The 20,561-nt window shown below is 73.2% G+C and carries 14 protein-coding genes; 7 read left to right on the top strand and 7 right to left on the bottom strand.

The features are described from left to right. The first annotated feature begins 14 nt into the window (after positions 1-14). The gene (gene eccD / locus Val02_RS32825; RefSeq protein ID WP_203903161.1) at positions 15-1,406 is read left to right on the top strand and encodes a type VII secretion integral membrane protein EccD; all 1,392 of its coding nucleotides are present in this window, start codon (positions 15-17) and stop codon (positions 1,404-1,406) included. Here eccD and mycP read toward each other — a convergent pair whose 3' ends face one another. From mycP to Val02_RS32810, 3 genes are all read right to left on the bottom strand, one after another. After that, a complete protein-coding gene (gene mycP / locus Val02_RS32820) occupies positions 1,407-2,489 on the bottom strand; it encodes a type VII secretion-associated serine protease mycosin (RefSeq protein ID WP_203903160.1) in 1,083 nt (360 codons plus the stop codon). It lies immediately after the preceding gene. A gap of 71 nt (positions 2,490-2,560) precedes the next feature. Beyond that, positions 2,561-3,223, bottom strand: coding sequence for a hypothetical protein (locus Val02_RS32815; RefSeq protein ID WP_203903159.1), 663 nt, complete (start codon positions 3,221-3,223; stop codon positions 2,561-2,563). Continuing rightward, positions 3,220-4,449, bottom strand: a complete 1,230-nt coding sequence (locus Val02_RS32810; protein WP_203903158.1) for a type VII secretion protein EccE — start codon at positions 4,447-4,449, stop codon at positions 3,220-3,222. The genes Val02_RS32815 and Val02_RS32810 overlap by 4 nt, the downstream gene beginning before the upstream one ends. 111 nt (positions 4,450-4,560) lie before the next feature. On the opposite strand from Val02_RS32810, the gene eccB reads away from it, so the two are divergent. From eccB to Val02_RS32785, 5 genes are all read left to right on the top strand, one after another. Then, the gene (gene eccB / locus Val02_RS32805) at positions 4,561-6,120 is read left to right on the top strand and encodes a type VII secretion protein EccB (protein ID WP_203903157.1); all 1,560 of its coding nucleotides are present in this window, start codon (positions 4,561-4,563) and stop codon (positions 6,118-6,120) included. 129 nt (positions 6,121-6,249) lie between these two features. Beyond that, positions 6,250-6,645 carry a DUF2563 family protein gene (locus Val02_RS32800; protein WP_203903156.1) on the top strand — a complete coding sequence of 132 codons (396 nt, stop codon included), beginning with the start codon at positions 6,250-6,252 and terminating at the stop codon, positions 6,643-6,645. Then, complete coding sequence (locus tag Val02_RS32795; protein ID WP_203903155.1) at positions 6,638-7,975, top strand: hypothetical protein; 1,338 nt, start codon at positions 6,638-6,640, stop codon at positions 7,973-7,975. The genes Val02_RS32800 and Val02_RS32795 overlap by 8 nt, the downstream gene beginning before the upstream one ends. Positions 7,976-8,060: 85 nt before the next feature. Beyond that, on the top strand, positions 8,061-10,643 hold the full coding sequence (locus Val02_RS32790; RefSeq protein WP_203903154.1) for an Hsp70 family protein: 2,583 nt from the start codon (positions 8,061-8,063) through the stop codon (positions 10,641-10,643). 92 nt (positions 10,644-10,735) lie between these two features. Continuing rightward, positions 10,736-13,927 carry a VOC family protein gene (locus tag Val02_RS32785; RefSeq protein WP_203903153.1) on the top strand — a complete coding sequence of 1,064 codons (3,192 nt, stop codon included), beginning with the start codon at positions 10,736-10,738 and terminating at the stop codon, positions 13,925-13,927. Here the strand turns inward: Val02_RS32785 and Val02_RS32780 are convergent. The 4 genes from Val02_RS32780 to Val02_RS32765 form a co-directional block, all read right to left on the bottom strand. Continuing rightward, the gene (locus Val02_RS32780) at positions 13,916-14,272 is read right to left on the bottom strand and encodes a DUF4233 domain-containing protein (RefSeq protein ID WP_239153506.1); all 357 of its coding nucleotides are present in this window, start codon (positions 14,270-14,272) and stop codon (positions 13,916-13,918) included. The two genes, Val02_RS32785 and Val02_RS32780, sit on opposite strands and share 12 nt — an antisense overlap. Next, a complete protein-coding gene (locus Val02_RS32775; protein ID WP_203903152.1) occupies positions 14,269-15,603 on the bottom strand; it encodes a bifunctional folylpolyglutamate synthase/dihydrofolate synthase in 1,335 nt (444 codons plus the stop codon). The genes Val02_RS32780 and Val02_RS32775 overlap by 4 nt, the downstream gene beginning before the upstream one ends. Beyond that, positions 15,596-16,279: a class I SAM-dependent methyltransferase gene (locus tag Val02_RS32770; protein ID WP_203903151.1), complete on the bottom strand. Its 684-nt coding sequence runs from the start codon at positions 16,277-16,279 to the stop codon at positions 15,596-15,598. The genes Val02_RS32775 and Val02_RS32770 overlap by 8 nt, the downstream gene beginning before the upstream one ends. 248 nt (positions 16,280-16,527) lie before the next feature. Further along, positions 16,528-19,149 carry a valine--tRNA ligase gene (locus Val02_RS32765; RefSeq protein WP_239153505.1) on the bottom strand — a complete coding sequence of 874 codons (2,622 nt, stop codon included), beginning with the start codon at positions 19,147-19,149 and terminating at the stop codon, positions 16,528-16,530. A gap of 256 nt (positions 19,150-19,405) precedes the next feature. On the opposite strand from Val02_RS32765, the gene Val02_RS32760 reads away from it, so the two are divergent. Continuing rightward, a complete protein-coding gene (locus Val02_RS32760; RefSeq protein WP_203903150.1) occupies positions 19,406-20,404 on the top strand; it encodes a chromosomal replication initiator protein DnaA in 999 nt (332 codons plus the stop codon). Positions 20,405-20,561: the final 157 nt, after the last annotated feature.

Raw genomic sequence — 20,561 nt, 5'->3', positions numbered from 1 at the left:
AAGGCAGAGTAACGATGACCAGCACCACCGGGCTGAGTCGCGTGACGATCGTGGCCCCCCGGACCCGGGTCGATGTCGCCCTGCCCTCCGAAGTCCCGCTCGCTGACGTACTTCCGACACTTCTGCGCTTCGCCGGCGAACGGCTCGCCGACGACCCCGACGGCCGGCACGGCTGGTCGCTCGCCCGGCTCGCCGGAGCGCCGCTGGACATCGCGCGCACGCCGTTGCAACTGGAGATCCGCGACGGCGACATGCTCTACCTGCGCCCGCGCGGCGCCGCCGCCCCGGAGCCGGTCTTCGACGACGTCGTCGACGCGGTGGCCACCGCCACCCAGACCCGGCCGGGGCGGTGGATCGCGGCCAACACCCGCCGGTTCGGGGTCGGCCTCGGCGCGTTCGCCCTGGTCGCCGGCGCGATCGCGGTGCTCTTCGCCGGGCCGCCGCACCTGCCGGGCGCGCTGGTGGCGCTCCTGCTCACGGTCGCGCTGCTCGGCTGCGCCGTGGTGGCGGCGCGGGCGTTCGACGACCGGGCGACGGGCATCCTGCTGGCGCTGGTCGCGATGGCGTACGCGTTCGTCGGCGGGCTGCTGGTCTTCGCCGGCGAGCGGCCGGTCGACGACCTGTCCGGCGCCAACCTGCTGGTGGCGGCCACGGCCGTGCTCCTGGTCTCGGCGCTCGGGTCGGTCATGATCGCCACCGCCTCGCACGTCTTCCTGGGCACCGGTATCGCCGCGTCCGCCCTGGCGCTCGGCGCGGCGATCAGCCTGCTCACCGGCGCGGCGGCGGCCAGCGCGGCGTCGATCGTCGTCGGGTTCGCGCTGCTGGCGATGCCGGCGCTGCCGATGTTCTCCTACCGGCTGGCCGGGCTGCCGGTGCCGTCCGTGCCGACCGGCACCGAGGACGTGCGCTCCGACGCCGAGACGGTCGACGGGGCGCGGGTCCTGGCGATGGCCGAGCGGGCCGACAACTTCCTGTCCGCGATGCTCGCCGCCCTCGCGGCCGTCGCGGCGGGCACCGCCGTCACGCTCGCGGTTGCCGAGTCGACGCCGTCGCTGGTGCTGTGCGGCCTGCTCGGGCTGCTGATGCTGAGCCGGGCGCGCTGGTTCATCTCGACGGGTCAGCGGCTGCCGCTGCTGGCCGCCGGGGTGATCGGGGTCGCCGCCCTGGAGATCGCGCTGTTCGCCCGCGGGGACGTGCTCGTGCGGCTCGCCGTGGTCGTGGTGGCGCTGCTCGTCGTCGCGGGCGTCAGCATCGGCTACGCGCTGCGCGACACCGGCCGCCGGGCGTCGCCGATGTGGGGCCGCACCCTCGACATCATCGAGATCATGATGGTGCTCAGCGTGCTGCCGCTGATCGTGTGGGTGAGCGGCCTGTACGGCTGGATCCGGACGTTCCGCGACAGCTGATCAGCGCTGCAGGCTGGCCCGCCGGTTGATCCAGAAGAGGAACACCACCAGGCCGATCATCAGCAGCAGGAAGACCCCGAACAGGCCGGCGACGAAGAGCAGCGCACCGGTCACGTCGCGTTCCTCCTCCGGTGCCGGGATCGCCACGTCGCTCGTGCGCTCCGGCTCGCCGAGCGGGTTCTCGGTCACCGGTTCGACGTCGGCGGTGAGCGCCTTCACGATGTTCAGCCGGCCGTAGCCGTACTCGTCGTCGCGCCCGGGCTCGCCCGCGTCGTCGGCCGTCGAGATCAGCCGCTGGATCACGTCGTTGGCGCTCAACTGCGGGTACTTCGCCCGGACCAGGGCCGCCGCACCGGCCACGATCGGCGCGGACGCGCTGGTCCCGCCGGGGATCGTGGTGTACCGGGCGGGCTTGCCCGGGTCGGTCGGGTAGGCGCCGGGCAGGTCCACGCCGGGCGCGGTGAGGGTCAGTTCGGGGCCGGTCACCGTGCCGTCCCAGAGGTTGCCGTCCCGGCCGGTGGCCCCGACCGCGATCACTCCGGGCACGTTGGCGGGCGCCGGGATCTCGTCCAGGTCGGCGCCCTTGTTGCCGGAACTGGCGACGACCACCACGTCGTGGTCGAGCGCGTACGCCACGGCGTCGGCGAGGGTGGCCTCCCCGCGACCGATCACGCCGATCGACATGTTGATCACCTTGGCGCCGTGGTCGACGGCCCAGCGCACCGCCTCGTCGTGCCGGAGGAACGCGACGCCGCCGCCGTCGTTGCCGATGCGCACCGGCAGGATCTTCGCCCCGGGCGCGATGCCGAGGATCTTGCCCGGGGCGGGCCCCCGCCCGGCGATCAGCGCCGCGCAGACCGTGCCGTGCCCGTTGTCCTCCGAGGGGTCCTTGTCGGAGATGTCCGTGCCGGCGAGCACCTGCCCGTCGAGGTCCGGGTGCGGGCGCACGCCGCTGTCGATCACGGCCACCACCACGCCCGTTCCGCTCGTGATCTGGTGCGCCTCCGGGATCCGCAGCGCCGCGAGATGCCACTGCTCCGTCGGTGCGGCAGTCGCGGGAACGGGCAGGAGCACCGCAGCCACCGCCCCGACCACACACCCGACGGCTGCGCTGCGAAGCTTCCGACCCACAAAACCCTCCCCAGGGAACGCCCTTAACGCTGCGGCGCCCCGAACATCCGCCGTTCGATGCTCGTCGGCACCAGGCGCACGAAACTCAGCTCGCCGAAGCGCAGCACGGCGACCATATCGTCGGGCAGGTCCGCAACCGGCGCCGCCGCCTCCGGATCGATGCCGAGCACCACCGCCGCGTACTCCGCCTGCTGCGGCCACATCCGCTGCACGACCGCCGCGTCGGAGCCCGACAGCGCCTCGGCCGCCGCCCCGGTGACCTGCGCGCCGATGGTCAACGTCGTCTGCCAGGCGTCGGTGGGGCCCAGGTCGGCCGGCCGTGCCCCGTCGAGGTCGAACACGTGCAGCACCGGCTCCCCGATGTACCCGGGTGTCGGGCCGGGCTGGCCCTGCACGAGCACGACCCGTTCGGCCGAACCGGTCGCCGCCTCGCCCAGCCCCTGCCAGCGGCCCGGATCCATGGTGCGCACGAGCACCCGGGCACCCAGCGCCAACGCGCGGAACACCACCAGGCGCCCCAGCCACACGCCGCCGATCACGGTGATCCGGGTCGGCTGCGCCCGGAACATCCGCAGCAGCGCCGGCTGCCCGTCGGTCCCGCGGCCCACGAGCAGGCCGGTCGGGCCGCCCGCCGTCATGAACCGCCCCACCGCCGCGGGCTCCACCTGGTGCTGCGCCCGCGTCACCACGGCCCACCGCCGGTCGGGGCGCTCGCGTAGGCGGCCGGGGCGTGCCAGCCGTCCAGCCGCCGCAGCTTGATCCCCAGGTCGTCGGCGCGTTCGGTGAGGGCGCGCACGCTGTCCGGCAGCCGGGGCGGCAGCGCACCCACCCGGACGGTGCCGCGCACGAGCACCCCGCCGCCGCTGCCCGGATCCGCGGGCGTTCGCCGAGGCACCGGCCGCAGCTCCAACGCGCACACCATCCGCGCCGCCGGCGTGTGCAGCAGGTCCGCCAGCGAGCCCGCGTCCCGGGTCGGCCACTCCGCCACCTCGAACGCCACGTCGACCAGCCCGCCCGAGGTCCACGAGGTCCACTCCTCGCGCACGGCCACGGCCGCCTCCGCACCGCCCGGGATCCCCGAACAGGTCTGCACCGCCACGGCCAGCTCGGTCGGCCCGAGCACCTCGTGGTCGACACCCGCGCCGCTGACCGCCTTGGCGACCCGCCCGACGACCGAGGTCAGCGCCCGGTGCACGCCCACCGTGCCGCCGCCCCGGCTGTACGCGGCGGTCACCGCGTCGTCGACGGTCAGCCGAACGGTGATCCAGTCGCGCTGCTCGATCGGCGGTGGTCCGGTGGCGACGAGGTCGCGCGCCAGTTCGACATAGGAAGCGGCGGCCGGCGACTGGCGCGGGGTCAGGTACTGCGGCGACGGAACGGCGAGGCTGGTCAGTTGGATCGCGGAGACCGGCACCGACGGGTCGACCACGAGCGCGGCGAGCGCCTCGACCGGCACCGCGCCGCCCCGGCGCCCCTCGACCCCGGCGGCCGGCGCGACCGCGACGGCGGCGTACCAGCCGCCCTCGTCACAGCCGATGCCGACGGTCGTGCCGCGGTCGTCGTGGCCCACGATCACCCGCTCCACCCGCGAACCCACGGCGCGCCGGCGCCGCCACTCCCGCCGCAGCGTCAGCGACTCGGTCCACCAGCGCCCGTTGCCGCGCAGGAACGCCACGAAGACGACCGCGCCGCCGCAGACGGTCACCGCGATCAGCGCGATCGACGAGCCGCTGAACGCCGCCAGCGCCACCGCGACGGCGACGATCTCGAAGAGCACCAGCCGTCCCGTGGAGACCCGCTGGCTCACCTTGCGGACGCGCGCCGGCGCGACCGGAGCGGGCGGCCGGACCGGTGGCCCGGTGGGGCCGGGCGGCCCGCCGACCCGCGGACGGCTGGTCGGTGGTGCCGTCATGCCGAATTGATGATCGTCATTTGTGGTCGCCTCCCCGCACCGCCGAACGGCCACCACAGCCTACGACGGCCGCCGTATTGTAGGGTCGCCGCTCGCCACGGGGGAGGTGCGATGGGGACTCGCCATGAACAGGTGCAGGCACACCGGTTCGTCACTCGACGGATCGTTTCCGCCCTGTTGTCCGGTGAGCCCGAGACCACCGAACGCCCGATGCGCCGGCTCGCGCTGTCGCTGTTCGGCGGCGTGATCGTCGCCGCGATCGTGTTCGCCGTGGTGGGCATCTACGGGTTCCTCAACCCGGCCGGCGGCAAGGCCGACAACGGCGATCTGGTGATCATGCGGGAGACCGGTGCCCGCTTCGCGATGGTCGAGGGCACCCTGCACCCCGTCCTGAACTGGTCGTCCGCGCTGCTGTTCGCCGGGTCGCCGAGCCCGCGGGTGAAGCAGATGTCGCGCCGGTCGCTGGCGGCGTTCCCGGTCGGCGACCCGATCGGGATCCCGGGTGCGCCGGACCCGCCGCCGGACAAGAAGTCGCTGCTGGGCGTGCCGTGGACGCTGTGCAGCGTGCCGGGCATCGAGGGTTCGGAAACGCCGACGACGCATCTGCTCGTGGGGCGCACACCCGCCGGCGGCACCCTGCCGGGCGAGACCACCCTGCTGCTGACCACCGGCCGCGGCGGCAGCCAGCAGCGGTTCCTGCTCTGGCAGGACCGGCTCTACGAGATCAAGGACCCCTCGACGCTCACCGCGCTGGACCTGGCCGCCGCGCCGACCTACCCGGTCGCCACCCAGCTGGTCAACGGCATCACGCGCGGCCCCGACCTGGTGCCGCCGGACATCGCGGGCAAGGGCCAGCAGAGCGCGATCCGTCTCGCCGGGTCACCGGGCGTGATCGGCCGGGTGTACCGCAGCGGCCAGTCGTCCTACGTGCTGACGACCAAGGGGCTGGCCCCGATCGGCGACGTGACGGCGCGGCTGCTGACCATCTCGGACCGGGCTGTGGAGATCACGGCCGGCGAGGCCGCCAACCTGGCGGAGAAGATCGAGCCGGAGGGCTTCCCGACCGCACTGCCCAAGGTCAGCACCGGCCGCAACGACCTGAGCATGGTGTGCTCGACGTTCCGCGGCGACGAGCGCAACGGCAAGATCAGCACGGTGGTGGGCTATCAGGCCGCCGGCTCGGAGTCGCTGGCCATCCCGCCGAGCACCAACCAGAACGTCAGCGCCGACGGCATCCTCGCGGTCGACCGGGTCCTGGTCGAGCACGGCCGCGGTGCCGTGGTGCGGGAGCAGCCGGTGCCGGGCGTCAACGCCAACGGGACGGTGTACCTGATCACCGATCTCGGCATCCGGTACGCGCTCAAGGACTCCGGCCAGGTGCGCGCCCAGGAGGCGCTCGGCTTCGCGGGGTACGCGCCGGTGCCCGTTCCGGCGCAGTTGCTCGCGCTGGTGCCGTCGGGGCCGACGCTCGACCCGGCCGCGGCGGGGCAGTTCTTCCGGCCGACGCCGGCAGGTCCGACGCCCTCCGGCGGCAACGGCAGCGGCGGCGGTGCCGGGACGCCGACACCCCCGCCGAGTCCGACGCCGAGTCGATCACCGACCCCGCCGTCCGCCGCGCCGAGTTCGTCACCGCCGTCCCGTTCTGCCCCGGCGGCATCGTCATCACGTTGACACACTCGGTAATAGATGCTGCTCGAAGTGCCCCCGACCGATATGGTTGGCGCCAAGGAACTAGCCTTGGTGCCAGTGAACCGTGATACGCGGGCCGGCGTATCCCCCTAGAGACCCATCTAGGAATACATGGCAACCACCGCAGAGAACGGGGGGCTGTCGATGGTTGATCAATCGACCAACATCGACATTTTGTCGTTGGAGGATTTCCGCAAGACGCTCGACAACCGTCTGAAGGAAGCCAACGGGCTCCTGGCCCATCTTCGGGACCAGGTCCCGGCGTCGCTACCGCTGGGCGGCTTCTACGACGCGGGGACCACGTCCGGTCAGCACGCGACCCGGCACGCCACGCAGGTCGCCAACGTCCGCCGGCTCATCTCGGCGATCGAGGCGGCGCAGCGGGCCACCGACACGATCATCACCAACTACACCAGCACCGAGGCCCGCAACAACGCCAACTCCAAGGACATCGAGAACGTGCTCGGTGGCGTGGCCGCGGCGCTGAACGGGGGCAACGATGGCTGAGGAGCAGGGCCGCATCCGCGAACACGCCGACGGCCGCTACGACGGCAAGTCGCACGAGGAGCTGTACCGGCAGCTGCTCGCCGGCAATCCGCCCGAGGTGTTCAACACCGCCCTGGGCTGGAGCACCGCGTACGAGATCACCGCCGCCATCGCGGACTCGTTCACGCGCACGCTCAAGCAGGTCGCCGCCGGATGGCACAGCCCCGCCGGCGTCGAGTACGTCACGCGCGTCGGCGCCATCGGCCGGTACGCCCGCGAGCTGTCCGTCAGCCAGAACGAGACCGGCTTCGCCCTCATCGTCATGGGCAACAACCTGCGTGACGCCCAGGCGGTGGCGGAGAGCCCGGAGAAGCACGACGACCACGACAAGCTGCTCGCCGGCGCGGTCGACGGCGCGAGCACGGGCGCCGTCGCGGGGCTCCCCGGCATGATCACCGGCGGCGTCATCGGCGCGTTCAACGGGCACGACCAGGACGAGAAGGAGAAGAAGGCGGCCCACGACCGCATGATCCAACTCGTCGAGGGCCTCTCCAACCAGTACCTCGAGGTCCGCAACGTCCAGCTCTACCCGGTGCCCGAGCCGCCGATCGAGATGCCGCTCGGCAGCGTCGACCAGACCGGCGGCAACCGGTTCGGGCCGGGCGCCACCGACCCGAGCCTGCTGTACCGCACGCACGCGCCCGGCAACGAGCAGACCAGCGGCGTCGACCTGCCCGGCCAGGTCTCCGGCGGCCCCGACGTCGGACCGGGCGGCACCGACCCGGCCCTCACCGACGGCGCCGTCGTCCCGGTCAGCGCCGGCCCCGACACGTCCCTCGCGGGCGCCGGTGCCGGACTCGGCGCCGGCACCGGCGGACCGGTCGCCGGGCTGGGCACCGCCGGCGCCGGCACCTCGCTCAGCGCCGGCCAGCTGGGCACCGGCACCCCGCTCGGCGGCACCCCGGCCGGCCCCGGCCACGGCGTCGACACGCGTTCGGCCTCCGGGGTGGGGCGCGGCACCGGGGGCACCCGCGCGGCGAGCGCACCCCGCCGGCCCACGAGCGGCACGCGCGGCGAGACCGGCACCGACCGCTCGGCGATGCGCGGCCCCTCCGGCACAGCCGCGGCCCGGACCGGCACCGGATCCGCCCCGGGCAACCGGCCGGCACCGGCCCAGCGAGCCGGACGTCCGACCGCCGCGACGGGTGGGCGCGGCGCGGCGCCCGACGAGACGGCCGAGTACGACACCTGGCTCACCGAGGACCGGCTGGTCTGGGGCGACGACTCCGACGTGCCGCCGCCCGTTCTCGGCGGGAGCGAGCCGCCGGAGCCGCGCGAGCCTTCCCAGTGACGGCGTTCTCACGGCGGGTGGATCGATCGCGGTCCACCCGCCGCCGTGCGTGGACAGGTGCGCGGGCGTCGTAGTATCGCCATCCGTGAGCGTTGATCCACGCGGCCACACGCTCGGTATCGATCTCGGGACGTCGAACACCGTCGCCGTCCTGCACTGGCCCGACGGCCGCAGCCGGCCGCTCCTCTTCGACGGCCAGCCCATCCTGCCCAGCGCCGTGTTCCTCGACGACACCGGCGGGCTCCTGGCCGGCCGCGACGCCCAGCGCCACGCCCAGTTGGACCCGGCCCGCTACGAGCCCAACCCGAAGCGGCGGGTCGACGACGGGGCCGTTCTGCTCGGGGACCGGCCGATCGAGGTCGTGGACCTGCTCGCCGCGCCGCTGCACCAGGTCGCCCGCGTCGCCACCGAGACCGCCGGCCATCTGCCACCGGCCGCGCTGACCTGCCCGGCGGAGTGGGGCGCCAACCGCCGCCAGGTGTTGCGCGACGCCGCCGCCCGGGCCGGCTGGTCGGATGTTCGACTGGTGCCGGAGCCGGTCGCCGCCGCGTGGTACTTCACGGTCGCGCTGGGCCGGCCGGTCCCGCCCGGCAAGGTTCTCGCGATCTTCGATCTGGGCGGGGGAACGCTCGACGTCGCGCTGATCCGCAATGACGGTTCCACCCTGGTCGTCGCCAACACGGGCGGCCTGGAGGACCTCGGCGGCCTCGACATCGACGCGCTCCTCGTGGAGCACCTCGGCCGGCTCGTCGCCGAACGGCACCCCGAGGTGTGGGCCACCATCAGCCGGCCCACCGAGGCCATCGACCGCCGGCACCGGCAGACGTTCTGGGACGACGTGCGGGCCGCCAAGGAGATGCTCTCCCGCAGCGCCTCCGCACCCGTGCCGGTGCCCGGCGTCAGCACCGCCCTGCACGTCACCCGCGACGAGCTCGAACACCTCGCCACCCCGCTCGTCACCCGCGCCGTCGACGCCGTCGAGGAGACCCTGCGCGGCGCCGGGCTCACCCCCGCACACCTGAGCGACGTGTTCCTGGTCGGCGGCAGCAGCCGCGTCCCGCTGGTGAGCCGCATCCTGCACACCCGGCTCGGGGTCGCCCCGACCGTTCTCGACCAGCCCGAACTCCCGGTCGCCGAGGGTGCGCTCCTGGACGGGCGCACGGTCGAGGCGCCCAGCTCCGGCACACCCGTCACCGGGCTGCCGATCTCCGGCATGCCGGCCGCGCCGCACTCCACCGGTCCGGTGTCGCCCGCCCCGCAGCCGGCGTACGCGCAGCCGGCCTATCCGCAGTCGGCCCCGCCGGCTCCCGCCGCGCCGCGGGGTGCGCCGCCCTACGGGTTCGGCGGGGCGCCGGCGGCCCAGGCCGTGCAGCCGCCCGGCCGGCCCCTGCCGCCCCGGCCGAAGTACCGCACCTGGCCGGTCATCCTGCTGGTGATCGTGATGATCTGCGGGGGCTGCGGCGGAGCGCTGTACAAGGCGTTCTGGCCGGAGGCGTCGTTCCAGCCGCTGGGCGAGAGCGCGAAGATCACGTTCGACGATCTCGCGGCGAACGGCGTGCGCAAGGCGTTCCCCGGAATCGACTCGATCACGGCGGTGGCGCAACGGACCGACGGAAGTCTCGAGGTCGCACGCTACGGACTGACCGACAAGGAGGTCGACCGCGTCCGGACCGCCACCGCGACCTCGTGGGAATCCGTCCGCGTCGCGCGCGACTGGGTCGTGGCGATCGCCGTGCCCGGCCGGGACGGCAAGCGGCTCGCGGTGTTCGCCAACGGCGCCACCGGGAAGGCGGCGCAGAAGAGCATCGGCGGCAACGACCTCCTGCTGCTGCGAACCCCCAGCACCGGCTTCCCCGACAACGTCGAGCTGTACTGGATCCAGACCACGGCCGGCACCGTCAGCGCGCTCACCGTCGACGGCGACGGAACCGTCAAGGACGGCACCGCGCACCGCCTGCCCGCCGGCGCCCGCGCCCTCGACCGCCCCGAACTGCCCACCGACGCCGCGCACTTCGCCGACCGCGACGGAAAACTCTGGTGGTACCAGGGCGAATCCGCACCCACCGCACTACCCACCACGATCCCCACCGACCTGCCCCCCGAACTCGTCGAGGTGACCAGCACCGGAGACGTTCTGCTCGCCGAGAAGAAGACGGGCTACCAACTCCTCTCCGGAGCCGGCCAGTTGGCCAGCGGCGGCGACCGCGAACCCTTCTGGGTCGGCCACTGCGGCCAGGATCCCTGCGTCATCGACCAGCGCCCCGGCGACCCGTCCAGCCGCGAACTCGCCGTGCACGGCGTCGACCGCAAAACCCGCACGCCGGTGCCCTTCGCCGCGCCGGCCGCATCGGTTCCGTACTCCGACGAATATCTGCTCGTGCCGACGCGGCAGGACAACGCGGCCCGCACCGTCGCCGTCGACCGGGGCGGCAAGTCGATCAAGTTCAACGGCGCGATGCTCCCGGTCGACGCCGACGCCGTTCTGCAACTGTCGGCGCTGACCACCGCCGCCGAACCGGTCACGCTCACCGGCATCGACCTCGGCTGGGACTTCCGCACCGAGGTCGGCCGCACGGCGATCCGTTCGAGCGGGTGCGCGGCCGTCGACGTGTACCTCGCCTGCCCCCGCGTCGACGATTTCGCCGTCTGGCAGATCCGCAAGAACTAATCACGCGAACTATTTGCGGAATTGCTTCGTCCGCCGCCGCTGCGTCGGCTTTCGCGTTCTCCCTCGGGGGCCTAGCCTCGAACTTGTTGCCGATGGGGAGGAAGACGTTGGCCAACAGCAATCGTTACTCGCTGTCGCACGGGCGCGCATTCATCGCCGTCGGGTTGATCGCGCTCGGGTTGTTCGTCTTCTGCTTCGGCATCGGCCTCGGCAACCCCGGCATCATGGCCCTGGGCGTCGCGATCGGCGTTCTCGGGCCGGTGCTGCTCGTCGTCACCGCCGTGCGTGGGCGCGAGCACGAATGGGTCTACGGCACCGCCCATGTGCACAGCGCCTCTCCGCCGCCCTCCTCCGGCACCGTCGGCCGCTGCGAACTGCACCTGTCCGTCTACGCCCACGGCATCGACGGGGTCGCGGTGCGGGTGCTCGACCCGGCCGTTCCGATCAGCAAATGGCCGGACGACGGCGCCACGCTGCCGGTCGAGGTCGCCGCCAACAACGCGCGCAAGGTCAAGGTGCTGTGGGACCGGATCGCCACCCACGCACTCGCCGGCGAGGAACTCTTCCCCGAGCACGTCACCAGCGTCCCGCCCGCCGTCGACGTGGACGAGTACGACCCGGTGGTCGTCGCGATGCCGGGCAGCCCGCTGCCGCCCGTTCCGCAGCCGCCGGCCGAGGTCGAGATCGACGACCGCACCGCATCGGCGCCGGTGATCGTCATGCAGGCGCAGGAGGTCGAGCCCGTCGAGGTGGCCGTTCCGCCGCCCGTCGTGGTCGCCGCCCCGCCGCGCCGCCCCTCCCCGGGCCGCAAGCGTCCACGGCCGCGACGCGCGCCGGACGAGACCCCCGTCGCGGCCGCCGCCGGCGCGCACACCATCGGCCCGCGCTACGCCGACGAGCCGGTCGAGACCGCCCCCACGTCGCCCGCCCAGCCGCCACCCTCCTGGCCGCTGCCGGTCACCGACCCCGAGGACGCGGCCGCCGTGCCGCCGCCGGTCAGTCCCGCTCCGCGCGTCTCCGATTATCCGGAACGCCCGGAGTCCCGCCCCGAGCCCAGCGACCTCGACGTCATGAGCGGTGACCTGCTCGCCGGCGACCACGGGCAGCCGCGCGACAGCGACAGCGGCGGCCCCGTGCTGACCGGCACGATCATCGACCCGCCGCGCCGCGCCGCCAAGGTGTGGGACACCGCCGAGGAGCACCGCCGGCCGGTCGAGGCGCCCCCGCCGCCGCAGGAGCCGTTCGCGTTCGCGGCCGGCCGTTCGGGCACCGACGTGCCGTACGACCTGGAGGGCGACGCCTCTCCCACCGACGCCTCTCCCACCGAGGACACTCCGCCCGACGACCGGTACGCCGGCGGCCGCTACTCCGAGGACGACACCTACACGCCCGACCCGTACGCCTCCGACTACTACGCGCCGGACGACAACAACGCGGAGATCGCGGCATCGACGCCGGCGGGCGACATCTGGGAACCGCTGGCGCAGCCGGTGCCGCCGAGCAGCGCACCCGATCGCGAGCAGGAACTGCCGTTCCGCACCGCCGTCTCGGGGGCCGCCGCCGCGGAGTCCGGTTCGGCGCTCTCCGCCGCCACCGGACCGGCGCCCTCGTCGACCTTCGGGACGCCCGCCTCCCCCGGTTCCTCCGCCGCGGACGCTCCGGCCGGCGCGGCGGCTTCGGGGACGGCCGTCACGGCGGATGACCCGGCGACCGCGTCGGCGCCGGACGACGGCCTCCTTGATCGCCTCGACTCCGACGACGCGGCCTCCCCCGCGGGAACCACTGTCGGCGCCCCGCCGCCCGGCGAGGCCGCACCCGTCGCGGAGGTGCCGCGTTCGACCATCGCGCCGGTATGGCGGGTACCCGGCGGCACCGAGGACGGGCCGTCGGCCGGGGCCCCGCCCGGGGCGGGCCCCGGGTTCGACGCCGAGGCCTTCTCCCCCGACGTCGACGAGCCCGACGACGTCGATGACGTCGATGACCGCGACTTCGCCGGCCGGCCCGGTGCCGACGCCGGCCCGCCGGTCGGCATCGCCGTCGAGACGGTGGTCGTCGACGACCCTTCCCGGGTGAACGGCTACTCCAACACGCTGGAGCGGCCCGCTCCCACGCCGCCGGCCGGCCCGGAGGTGCCGTACGACCACGAGGCCGAGGCGGCCTTCGTCGAGGAGCCCTACGACTACGAGGCGGAGGGCGCGTTCGCGGACGAGCCGGCCGCCGCTCCGGACACCCCGCCGGCGAGCTCCGGCCCGGCCACTATCGAGCTGTCGCTACGGCCGCTCAGCCCCGACGAAGCACCGGTCCGCCGCCCGGCAGGCCCGGCGCCCGACGCGGACCACACCGACACCACTGCCGACGCGGACGAACGCAGCGGCGGCCTCGACCGTGCGGACGGCGCCGCGCGGTCGACGCCCACCGACGAGGCCTCCCCGCGCGCATTCGCCGGCTCCGACGAGACCGGACGCTCGGGTCGCACCGACCCACCGGGGCACCCGCTCGGCCGCGCCGGCGACGCCACCACGGACGGCGGCGACACCCCTGCCACCGACACGCACGCCACCACCCCGGAAGCCACCGACGCCGCTGACGGCACCGACGGCACCGCCACTTCCGGCGCAGCCGCCCCGACCGCCGCGAGCCGAGACGCCGCTCCAGCCGCCGCGGGCGATGACGCCGCCGCCGCGGAGCCGGAGACGACGGCACCCGCCGAGGAACCCCCGCCGCTGCCGCGACGACGTTCGACGTCGTACGTCACACACTCCCCACGCCACGCCGAGACCATCCCGGCCCCGCGCGACGACGATCCCTTGACCGGCGCGCTCCCTCCGGAGTCCCGGCTGCCCGACGGGGACGACGCACCCACCGGCCCGGAACGGTTCCTCGCCGCGCCGTCCGCGAGCATGTCCCAGCTCGGCACCGTCGGCGGCGAGAGCGTCACGCTCGTCGTGCGTGAACTGGCCCGCTCCGTGGCGTTCTACCGGGACGTGCTGGACATGGAGGAGGTCGAGTCGGGCCCACGTTCGGCGGTGCTGGCCAGGGGCGACGCGCGCGTGAAACTGCACCGCGAGGCCAAACGGCCACTGCTCAACCAGGCGGTGATCCACCTCAACATGGAGGTCGCCGACGTGCACGCCACCTACAACGCGCTGCGCGAGAGGGGCGTCGAGTTCGTCCTGCCGCCGACCGTCGTCAACCAGGGCGAGCAGTACGAACTGTGGGCAGCCCAGTTCCGCGACCCCGACGGCCACGCCATCGCGATCACCCGCTGGGAACTACGTCGTTAGCACGCTCCTGCGCACATACAGCACATAGCCCCAGAGCAGGCCGAAGACGACGGCGAGGACGGTCAATACGACGTTCCACCAGATGCCCGAGACGAGAAGAGCGACCGGCACCACCCAGCCGGCCCACCACGCCCACGCCCGCCCGAGCATCCCGCACAGCACGACGGCGACGACCACCAGCACCACGACGGTCGCCACCGCCCCACCCGGCACGTCCAACCTGATCAGCGGAACGATCGCCATCAGCAGCACCACCGCCATCGTGGCGAGCGCACCGGCGCCGATCCCCCGCACGGCCGCGCCCGGGTTGCGCAACCCCGACGGTTTGGAAGAGGGCGTGCTCACCGCACCAGCAGCTTCCGCGCGTCCGCGACCGTGATCACCGAACCGGTGATCACCACGCCCGAGCCGCCCATGGCCGTGTTCTCGGTGTCCTCGGCGAGCGCGACGGCCGCCTCGATCGCGTCCGGCAGCGACGGCTGAACCCGCACCCGGTCCTCGCCGAAGATCTCCACGGCGATCTCGCCGAGCTGAGCGGCCGACATCGCCCGCGGCGACGTGTTGCGTGTGACGACGATCGCGTCGAACGCCGGCTCCAGCACCTCGAGAATGCCCTGGGCGTCCTTGTCGGCCAGCACCGCCACGACACCGATCAACCGCCGGAAGTCGAACTCCTCCTGCAGCGCCGTCACCGTCACCGCCGCCCCGGCCGGGTTGTGCGCCGCGTCGAGCAGGATGGTCGGGGCGTTGCGCACCCGTTCGAGGCGACCCGGCGACGACGCACCGGCGAAGCCCTCCCGCACGACCTCGGGATCCAGGACCCGCTTGCCGCCCAGGAACACCTCGACGGCGGCGAGCGCGAGCGCGGCGTTCTGCGCCTGGTGGGCGCCGTGCAGCGGCAGGAACACGTCCTCGTAGGTGGCGCTCAGCCCCTGCAGCGTCAGCACCTGGCCGCCGACCGCGACCGAACGCCGCAGCACCCCGAACTCCGACCCCTCCCGCGCGATGGTGGCGTCGATCTCGGCGCAGTGCCGCAGGATCGGCTCCATCGCCTCGGGCGGCTGCGCCGCGCAGATCAGCGTCGCTCCCTTGTGGACGATGCCGACCTTCGCCAGCGCGATGTCCTCGAGGGTGTCGCCGAGCCACTCGGTGTGATCCAGCCCGATGGGGGTGATGACGCAGGTGCCGGCCTGGATGACGTTCGTGGAGTCGTCGACGCCGCCGAGCCCCACCTCCACCACGCCGACGTCCACCGGCGCGTCCGCGAACGCCGCGAACGCCAGCGCCGTCGTCAGGTCGAAGTACGTCAGCGGCTCGTCGACCTGCCCGTCGACGAACGACGCGACCGGCGCCACCTCCGCGTAGATCTCCGCGAACCGCGCCTCGCTGATCGGTTCGCCCTCGATGCTGATGCGCTCCCGAACGGTCTCCAGGTGCGGGCTCGTGTAGCGGCCGACGCGCAACCCGTGCGCCCGCAGCAGCGAATCGATCATGCGGGCGGTGGAGGTCTTGCCGTTCGTGCCCGTCAGGTGGATCGCCGGATACGCCCGCTGCGGGCTGCCGAGCAGGTCGAGCAGCGCCTCGATGCGGCCCAGTTCGAAGACCATGCGGGTGTATCCGCGATCGGCCAGCTCCTCCTCGGCCGCGCGGTACGCCTCCCGTGCTGAGTCAGACATCGATCCAGAACACCCGCCTTGTCACGCGCGGATCGGGGTGCGGTCTCTCGTCCCGACCCGCGATCCGGTATCCCATCGCCGTCACGTCCCGCTCCGTGGTCCGTTCGGCGTTTTCCTCATTGAACGACCCCACGACGAGCCGCCTCGCGACGACATGCCGCAGCAGGTGTGCGATCAGGTCGGCCCGCCGGACGGCCGGCACGTAGTCCAGCCCGGTGCGCACATAGTCGAACCGTCGTCCGGCCGGCGGTATCCAGTAAAGCGCGTTGCCGATCCAGATCCGGGGTGCCCAGGCGGGCAGCCGCCGGCGCGCAAGATCGGCCAGCTCCGGGGACAGCTCGAGCCCGTACGGTTCGACGGCGCCGGAGGACCACCGGTGCAGCGACTCCATCAGGTGCCCGCTGGCGCATCCGACGTCGAGGAGATCGCCGGGACGGTCGACCGCCGCGAGAATGTGCCGGCGGGCCTCCTCCCAGCGGGCCTCGTCGCCGGAGTGGCCCGACTGGGCGCGCGGATTGTCGCCGGCGAGGTAGGCCGGCACGAGGACGGCCTGCGCCGCCGCGAACCAGCCGGCGTCGTCGAGGTCGCCGCTGCGATGGGCCGCGTCGAGGCGCGCCCACTCGCGCGCCCCGCCGTCGATGACGAGCTCGACCGGCCGATCGTCCCGCGAATCCACGCCCCGCCCCGCCGACCGGCCGTCTGCGCCGCGACCACCGCCGCCGCGCTCGCCCGGCACCGCCGGAGCAGCACCGCGGCCGGCAGCAGTCCCACCGCCCGGCGACCGATCATCACCGCCGCGAGCACCGTCGCCCCGATCGCCCCGCACCGCCGGAGCACCACCGACCGGCACGGCCGGGCCGCCGGACGCTGTGCCCGGCCGAAACGCCTCGTCCCGGCCCGGGTCGACGCCCGGGCCCGCCCCGATCATCCCGCCAACGCCGCCAGCTGCGCCGACACCCGCGCGAGATCCGCTTCCGCGGCCGCCAACCGTTCCTTGATCTTCCCGACCACCGGCGCCGGAGCCTTCTCGGTGAACGCCGGGTTGTCCAGCTTCGCCCGACACTGCGCGATCTCCTTCTCGGCCGCCGCCCGGTCCTTGGTGAGCCGCGCGCGTTCGGCCGCCACGTCGATCGAGCCCCGCGTGTCCAGCGCCACCTCGACCCCACCGCCCACGGCGACGGTGCCCGTGGCGGCGAACCCGTCGCCGGGCTCGTCCAGCCGCGCCAGCGACCTGATCAGCACGGAGTGCGCGGAAAGCCCGGCACCCTCCAGCCCGTCGATCCGGGCGGCCACCCGCTGCCCCGGCCGCAGCCCCTGGTCGGCCCGGAACCGGCGCACCTCGGTGACGACCCGCTGCAGCCCGGCGACCTCTGCCTCCGCGGCCGTGTCCCGCGCCTCGGGGGAAGCGGCGGGCCACGCGGCCGTCACGATGGAACCCCCACCCGGCACCAGGGCCGTGCGCAGTTCCTCGGTCACGAACGGCACCACCGGGTGCAGCAGCCGCAGCAGCGCGTCGAGCACGTGCCCGAGCACCCGCCGGGTGCGCCCGGCAGCCGCGGCGTCCTCCCCGGTCAGCACCGGCTTGGCCAGCTCGACGTACCAGTCGCAGACGTCGTCCCACGCGAAGTGGTACAGCACGTCGCAGACCTTGGCCAGCTCGAACGCCTCGAAGTGCCGGTCCACCGTCTCGGTCACGTCGGCCAGTCGGGACAGGATCCAGCGGTCCACAGTGGACAGCTCCGCGGCGGAGGGCAGGTCACCCTCGACCGTCGCGCCGTTGATCAGGGCGAACCGCGTGGCGTTCCACAACTTGTTGCAGAAGTTGCGCGAACCCTGACACCACTCCTCGGACACCGGCACGTCCGCACCGGGGTTGGCGCCCCGCGCCAGCGTGAACCGGGTGGCGTCGGCACCGAACCGCTCGATCCAGTCCAGCGGATCCACCACATTGCCGAACGACTTCGACATCTTCTTGCCGTACTGGTCGCGCACCATCCCGTGCAGCGCCACCACGTCGAAGGGCTGCCGCCCCTCCATCGCGTAGAGCCCGAACATCATCATCCGGGCGACCCAGAAGAAGAGAATGTCGTACCCCGTGACGAGCACACTCGTCGGATAGAACTTCGCCAATGAGGGCGTGTCAGCGGGCCACCCCAGCGTCGAGAACGGCCACAGCGCCGAGGAGAACCACGTGTCGAGCACGTCGTTGTCCTGCGTCCAGCCCTCGCCCGGCGGCTCCTCGTCGGGTCCGACGCAGCGCACCTCGCCGGCCGGCCCGTACCAGACCGGGATCCGGTGCCCCCACCAGAGCTGGCGGGAGATGCACCAGTCGTGCATGTTGTCGACCCACGCGAAGTACCGCTTGGCCAGCTCCGGCGGCTCGATCCGGGTGCGCCCGTCGCGCACGGCGTCGCCCGCGGCGCGCGCCAGCGGTGCCGTCTTGACGAACCACTGCAGCGACAGCCGCGGCTCCACGGTCGTGCCGCAGCGCGAACAGTGCCCGACGGCGTGCACGTACGGCCGCTTCTCCGCGACGATGCGCCCCTCGGCGCGCAGCGCGGCGACAACGGCCGGCCGCGCCTCGAACCGGTCCAGCCCCTCGAACGGCCCGTGCACGGTGATGATGCCGGTCTCGTCCATGATCGTGAGGCTCGGCAGGCTGTGCCGCTGCCCGATCTCGAAGTCGTTGGGGTCGTGCGCCGGCGTCACCTTCACGGCACCCGTCCCGAACGCCGGATCGACGTGCGGGTCGGCCACGATCGGGATCGAACGCCCGGTCAGCGGCAGCTCCACGAGGGTGCCGACCAGGTGTTTGTAGCGCTCGTCGTCGGGATGCACCGCGACGGCGGTGTCGCCGAGCATGGTCTCCGCACGGGTGGTCGCCACGACGATCGAACGGTCACCCTCGCCGTACCGGATCGAGACCAGCTCACCGTCGTCGTCGGAATGCTCGACCTCGATGTCGGACAGGGCCGTGTGGCAGCGCACGCACCAATTGATGATGCGCTCGGCGCGGTAGATCAGCCCGTCGTCGAAGAGCCGCTTGAAGATGGTGAGCACCGCACGAGACAGCCCCTCGTCCATCGTGAACCGCTCGCGGTCCCAGTCGACGGAGTCGCCCAGCCGGCGCATCTGCCCGAGGATCTTGCCCCCGGACTCGGCCTTCCACTGCCAGACCCGCTCGACGAACTCCTCCCGCCCCAGGTCGTGCCGCGACTGCCCGGACGCGGCGAGTTGGCGCTCCACCACGTTTTGGGTGGCGATCCCGGCGTGGTCCATGCCGGGCAGCCACAGGGCCTCGTAGCCCTGCATGCGCCGGCGGCGGATCAGCGAGTCCTGGATGGTGTGGTCGAGTGCGTGGCCGATGTGCAGGGAGCCCGTGACGTTGGGCGGCGGGATCACGATCGCGAACGGCGGCTTGTCCGAAGCGGGGTCGGCCGCGAATACACCCGCCGCTACCCAGCCCTCGTACAGTCGCTGCTCGACCTCGGCGGGCTGGTACTGCGCGGACAGCTCCCGCGCGGCGGTGGGTGTCGTATCGCTCACCAGCCGAGTCTACGGGCGCCGTCCGACACCTTTTTCCCCGGCGTCACCGCAGGCCGCACCCGCCCGCACGTCCGGCCGGTCGGCAATGAGCGGCACACAGTCGGCTGATTCTTCCGGTGCGTCCGTTTGGCCCATGATGCTGGAGGGCGTCAACTCCCTGAACCGTGCCGGATGGCACTGCGTGGGTACTGATGAAGCCCGTGTGAGCAGGACACTTGTCGGCAAGACAGATACAACGACGTCGTGGAGGGACTCCGTGTCGCACCCCTCGTCCGGTCAGCCCTATTACGGGCAGCCCGGGCAGAACCAGCCGCAGTACGGCGGGTACCCCGGCGGGCCGGCACCCGATCCGTACGGCACCAATCCGTCGTCCGGCGTGCCCTACAGCGGCGGCCCCGCATACCCGCAGAGCGGTGGCCCGTCCTATCCGCAGAGCGGCCCCCCCGGATATCCGCAGGAGTCGTATACGACGGAGCCGCCGTACTCGGGCCAGCCGTACCAGGGCCCCTACGGCCCGACGCAGCAGCAACCGGTTGCGCCGTCCTACGACCAGGGATACCCGCAGCAACCGCAGGCCGCGTACCAGGTGGCGCAGCCGTACGCGACGCCGGCGCCGGCCCGCAGCAAGAACGGTCTCATCGCCCTCGTGGCCTCCGGCGGCGTGCTGGTCCTACTCATCGCCGCGATCGCGAGCGTCGCCCTCCTGCGCGACGACGACGAACCGGTCGCCAACGGTCCCGGCACCGCGGCCTCGGCCGGCGCGTCCCCCGAGGCGTCCCCGTCGAAGACCGGGCCGGCCCCGGAGTACCCGGCGACGATCAGCCTTCCGGCGACCGTCGCCGGAATGACCAAGGTCGACGACGCGGACCTGCAGAAGACCGCGGACGAGACGGCCACGAAAATCAAGAACTCCACCGACGCCGACAGCGCCATCGCGGCCTACTACGCGCCCGACGGCGACGTGCAGAAGATCGTCGGCCTGGTCGGCGCCACCACCCGCATCACCGACCCCGAGAGCGAGCTCGACGGCGCGTTCAGCAGCGCGCTGGCGGTGTCCGGTGTCCGCAAGGTCGACGCCGGCCCGCTCGGCGGTGTCATGAAGTGCGGCAACACGAGTTCCGGTGGGGTCGCGCTGACCGTCTGCGGCTGGGCCGACGGCGGCAGCCTCGCCCTGGGGATCTTCCTCAACCGCTCGGTCACCGAGAGCGGCGACCTGTTCGTGAAGATCCGTGCAGAGATCCTGCACCGCGGTTAGTCCTCCCCCGTCCATCAGCAAGGGCCGCCTCCGGGCGGCCTTTCTGTTTGTGGGAACGGGCACCGCACGGCCAATACGCGCAAGCGCACACGGGCTTCGGGACTGCTTCTCCTTCGGAGAAATGCAACTAGGCCCCTCCCGAAGGAGGGGCCTAGCG

The sequence above is a fragment of the Virgisporangium aliadipatigenens genome (assembly GCF_016863615.1).
Taxonomy (GTDB): Bacteria; Actinomycetota; Actinomycetes; order Mycobacteriales; family Micromonosporaceae; genus Virgisporangium; species Virgisporangium aliadipatigenens.
Note: the sequence above shows the minus strand (reverse complement) of the source record. Positions and strands in the feature narration are given on the sequence as shown.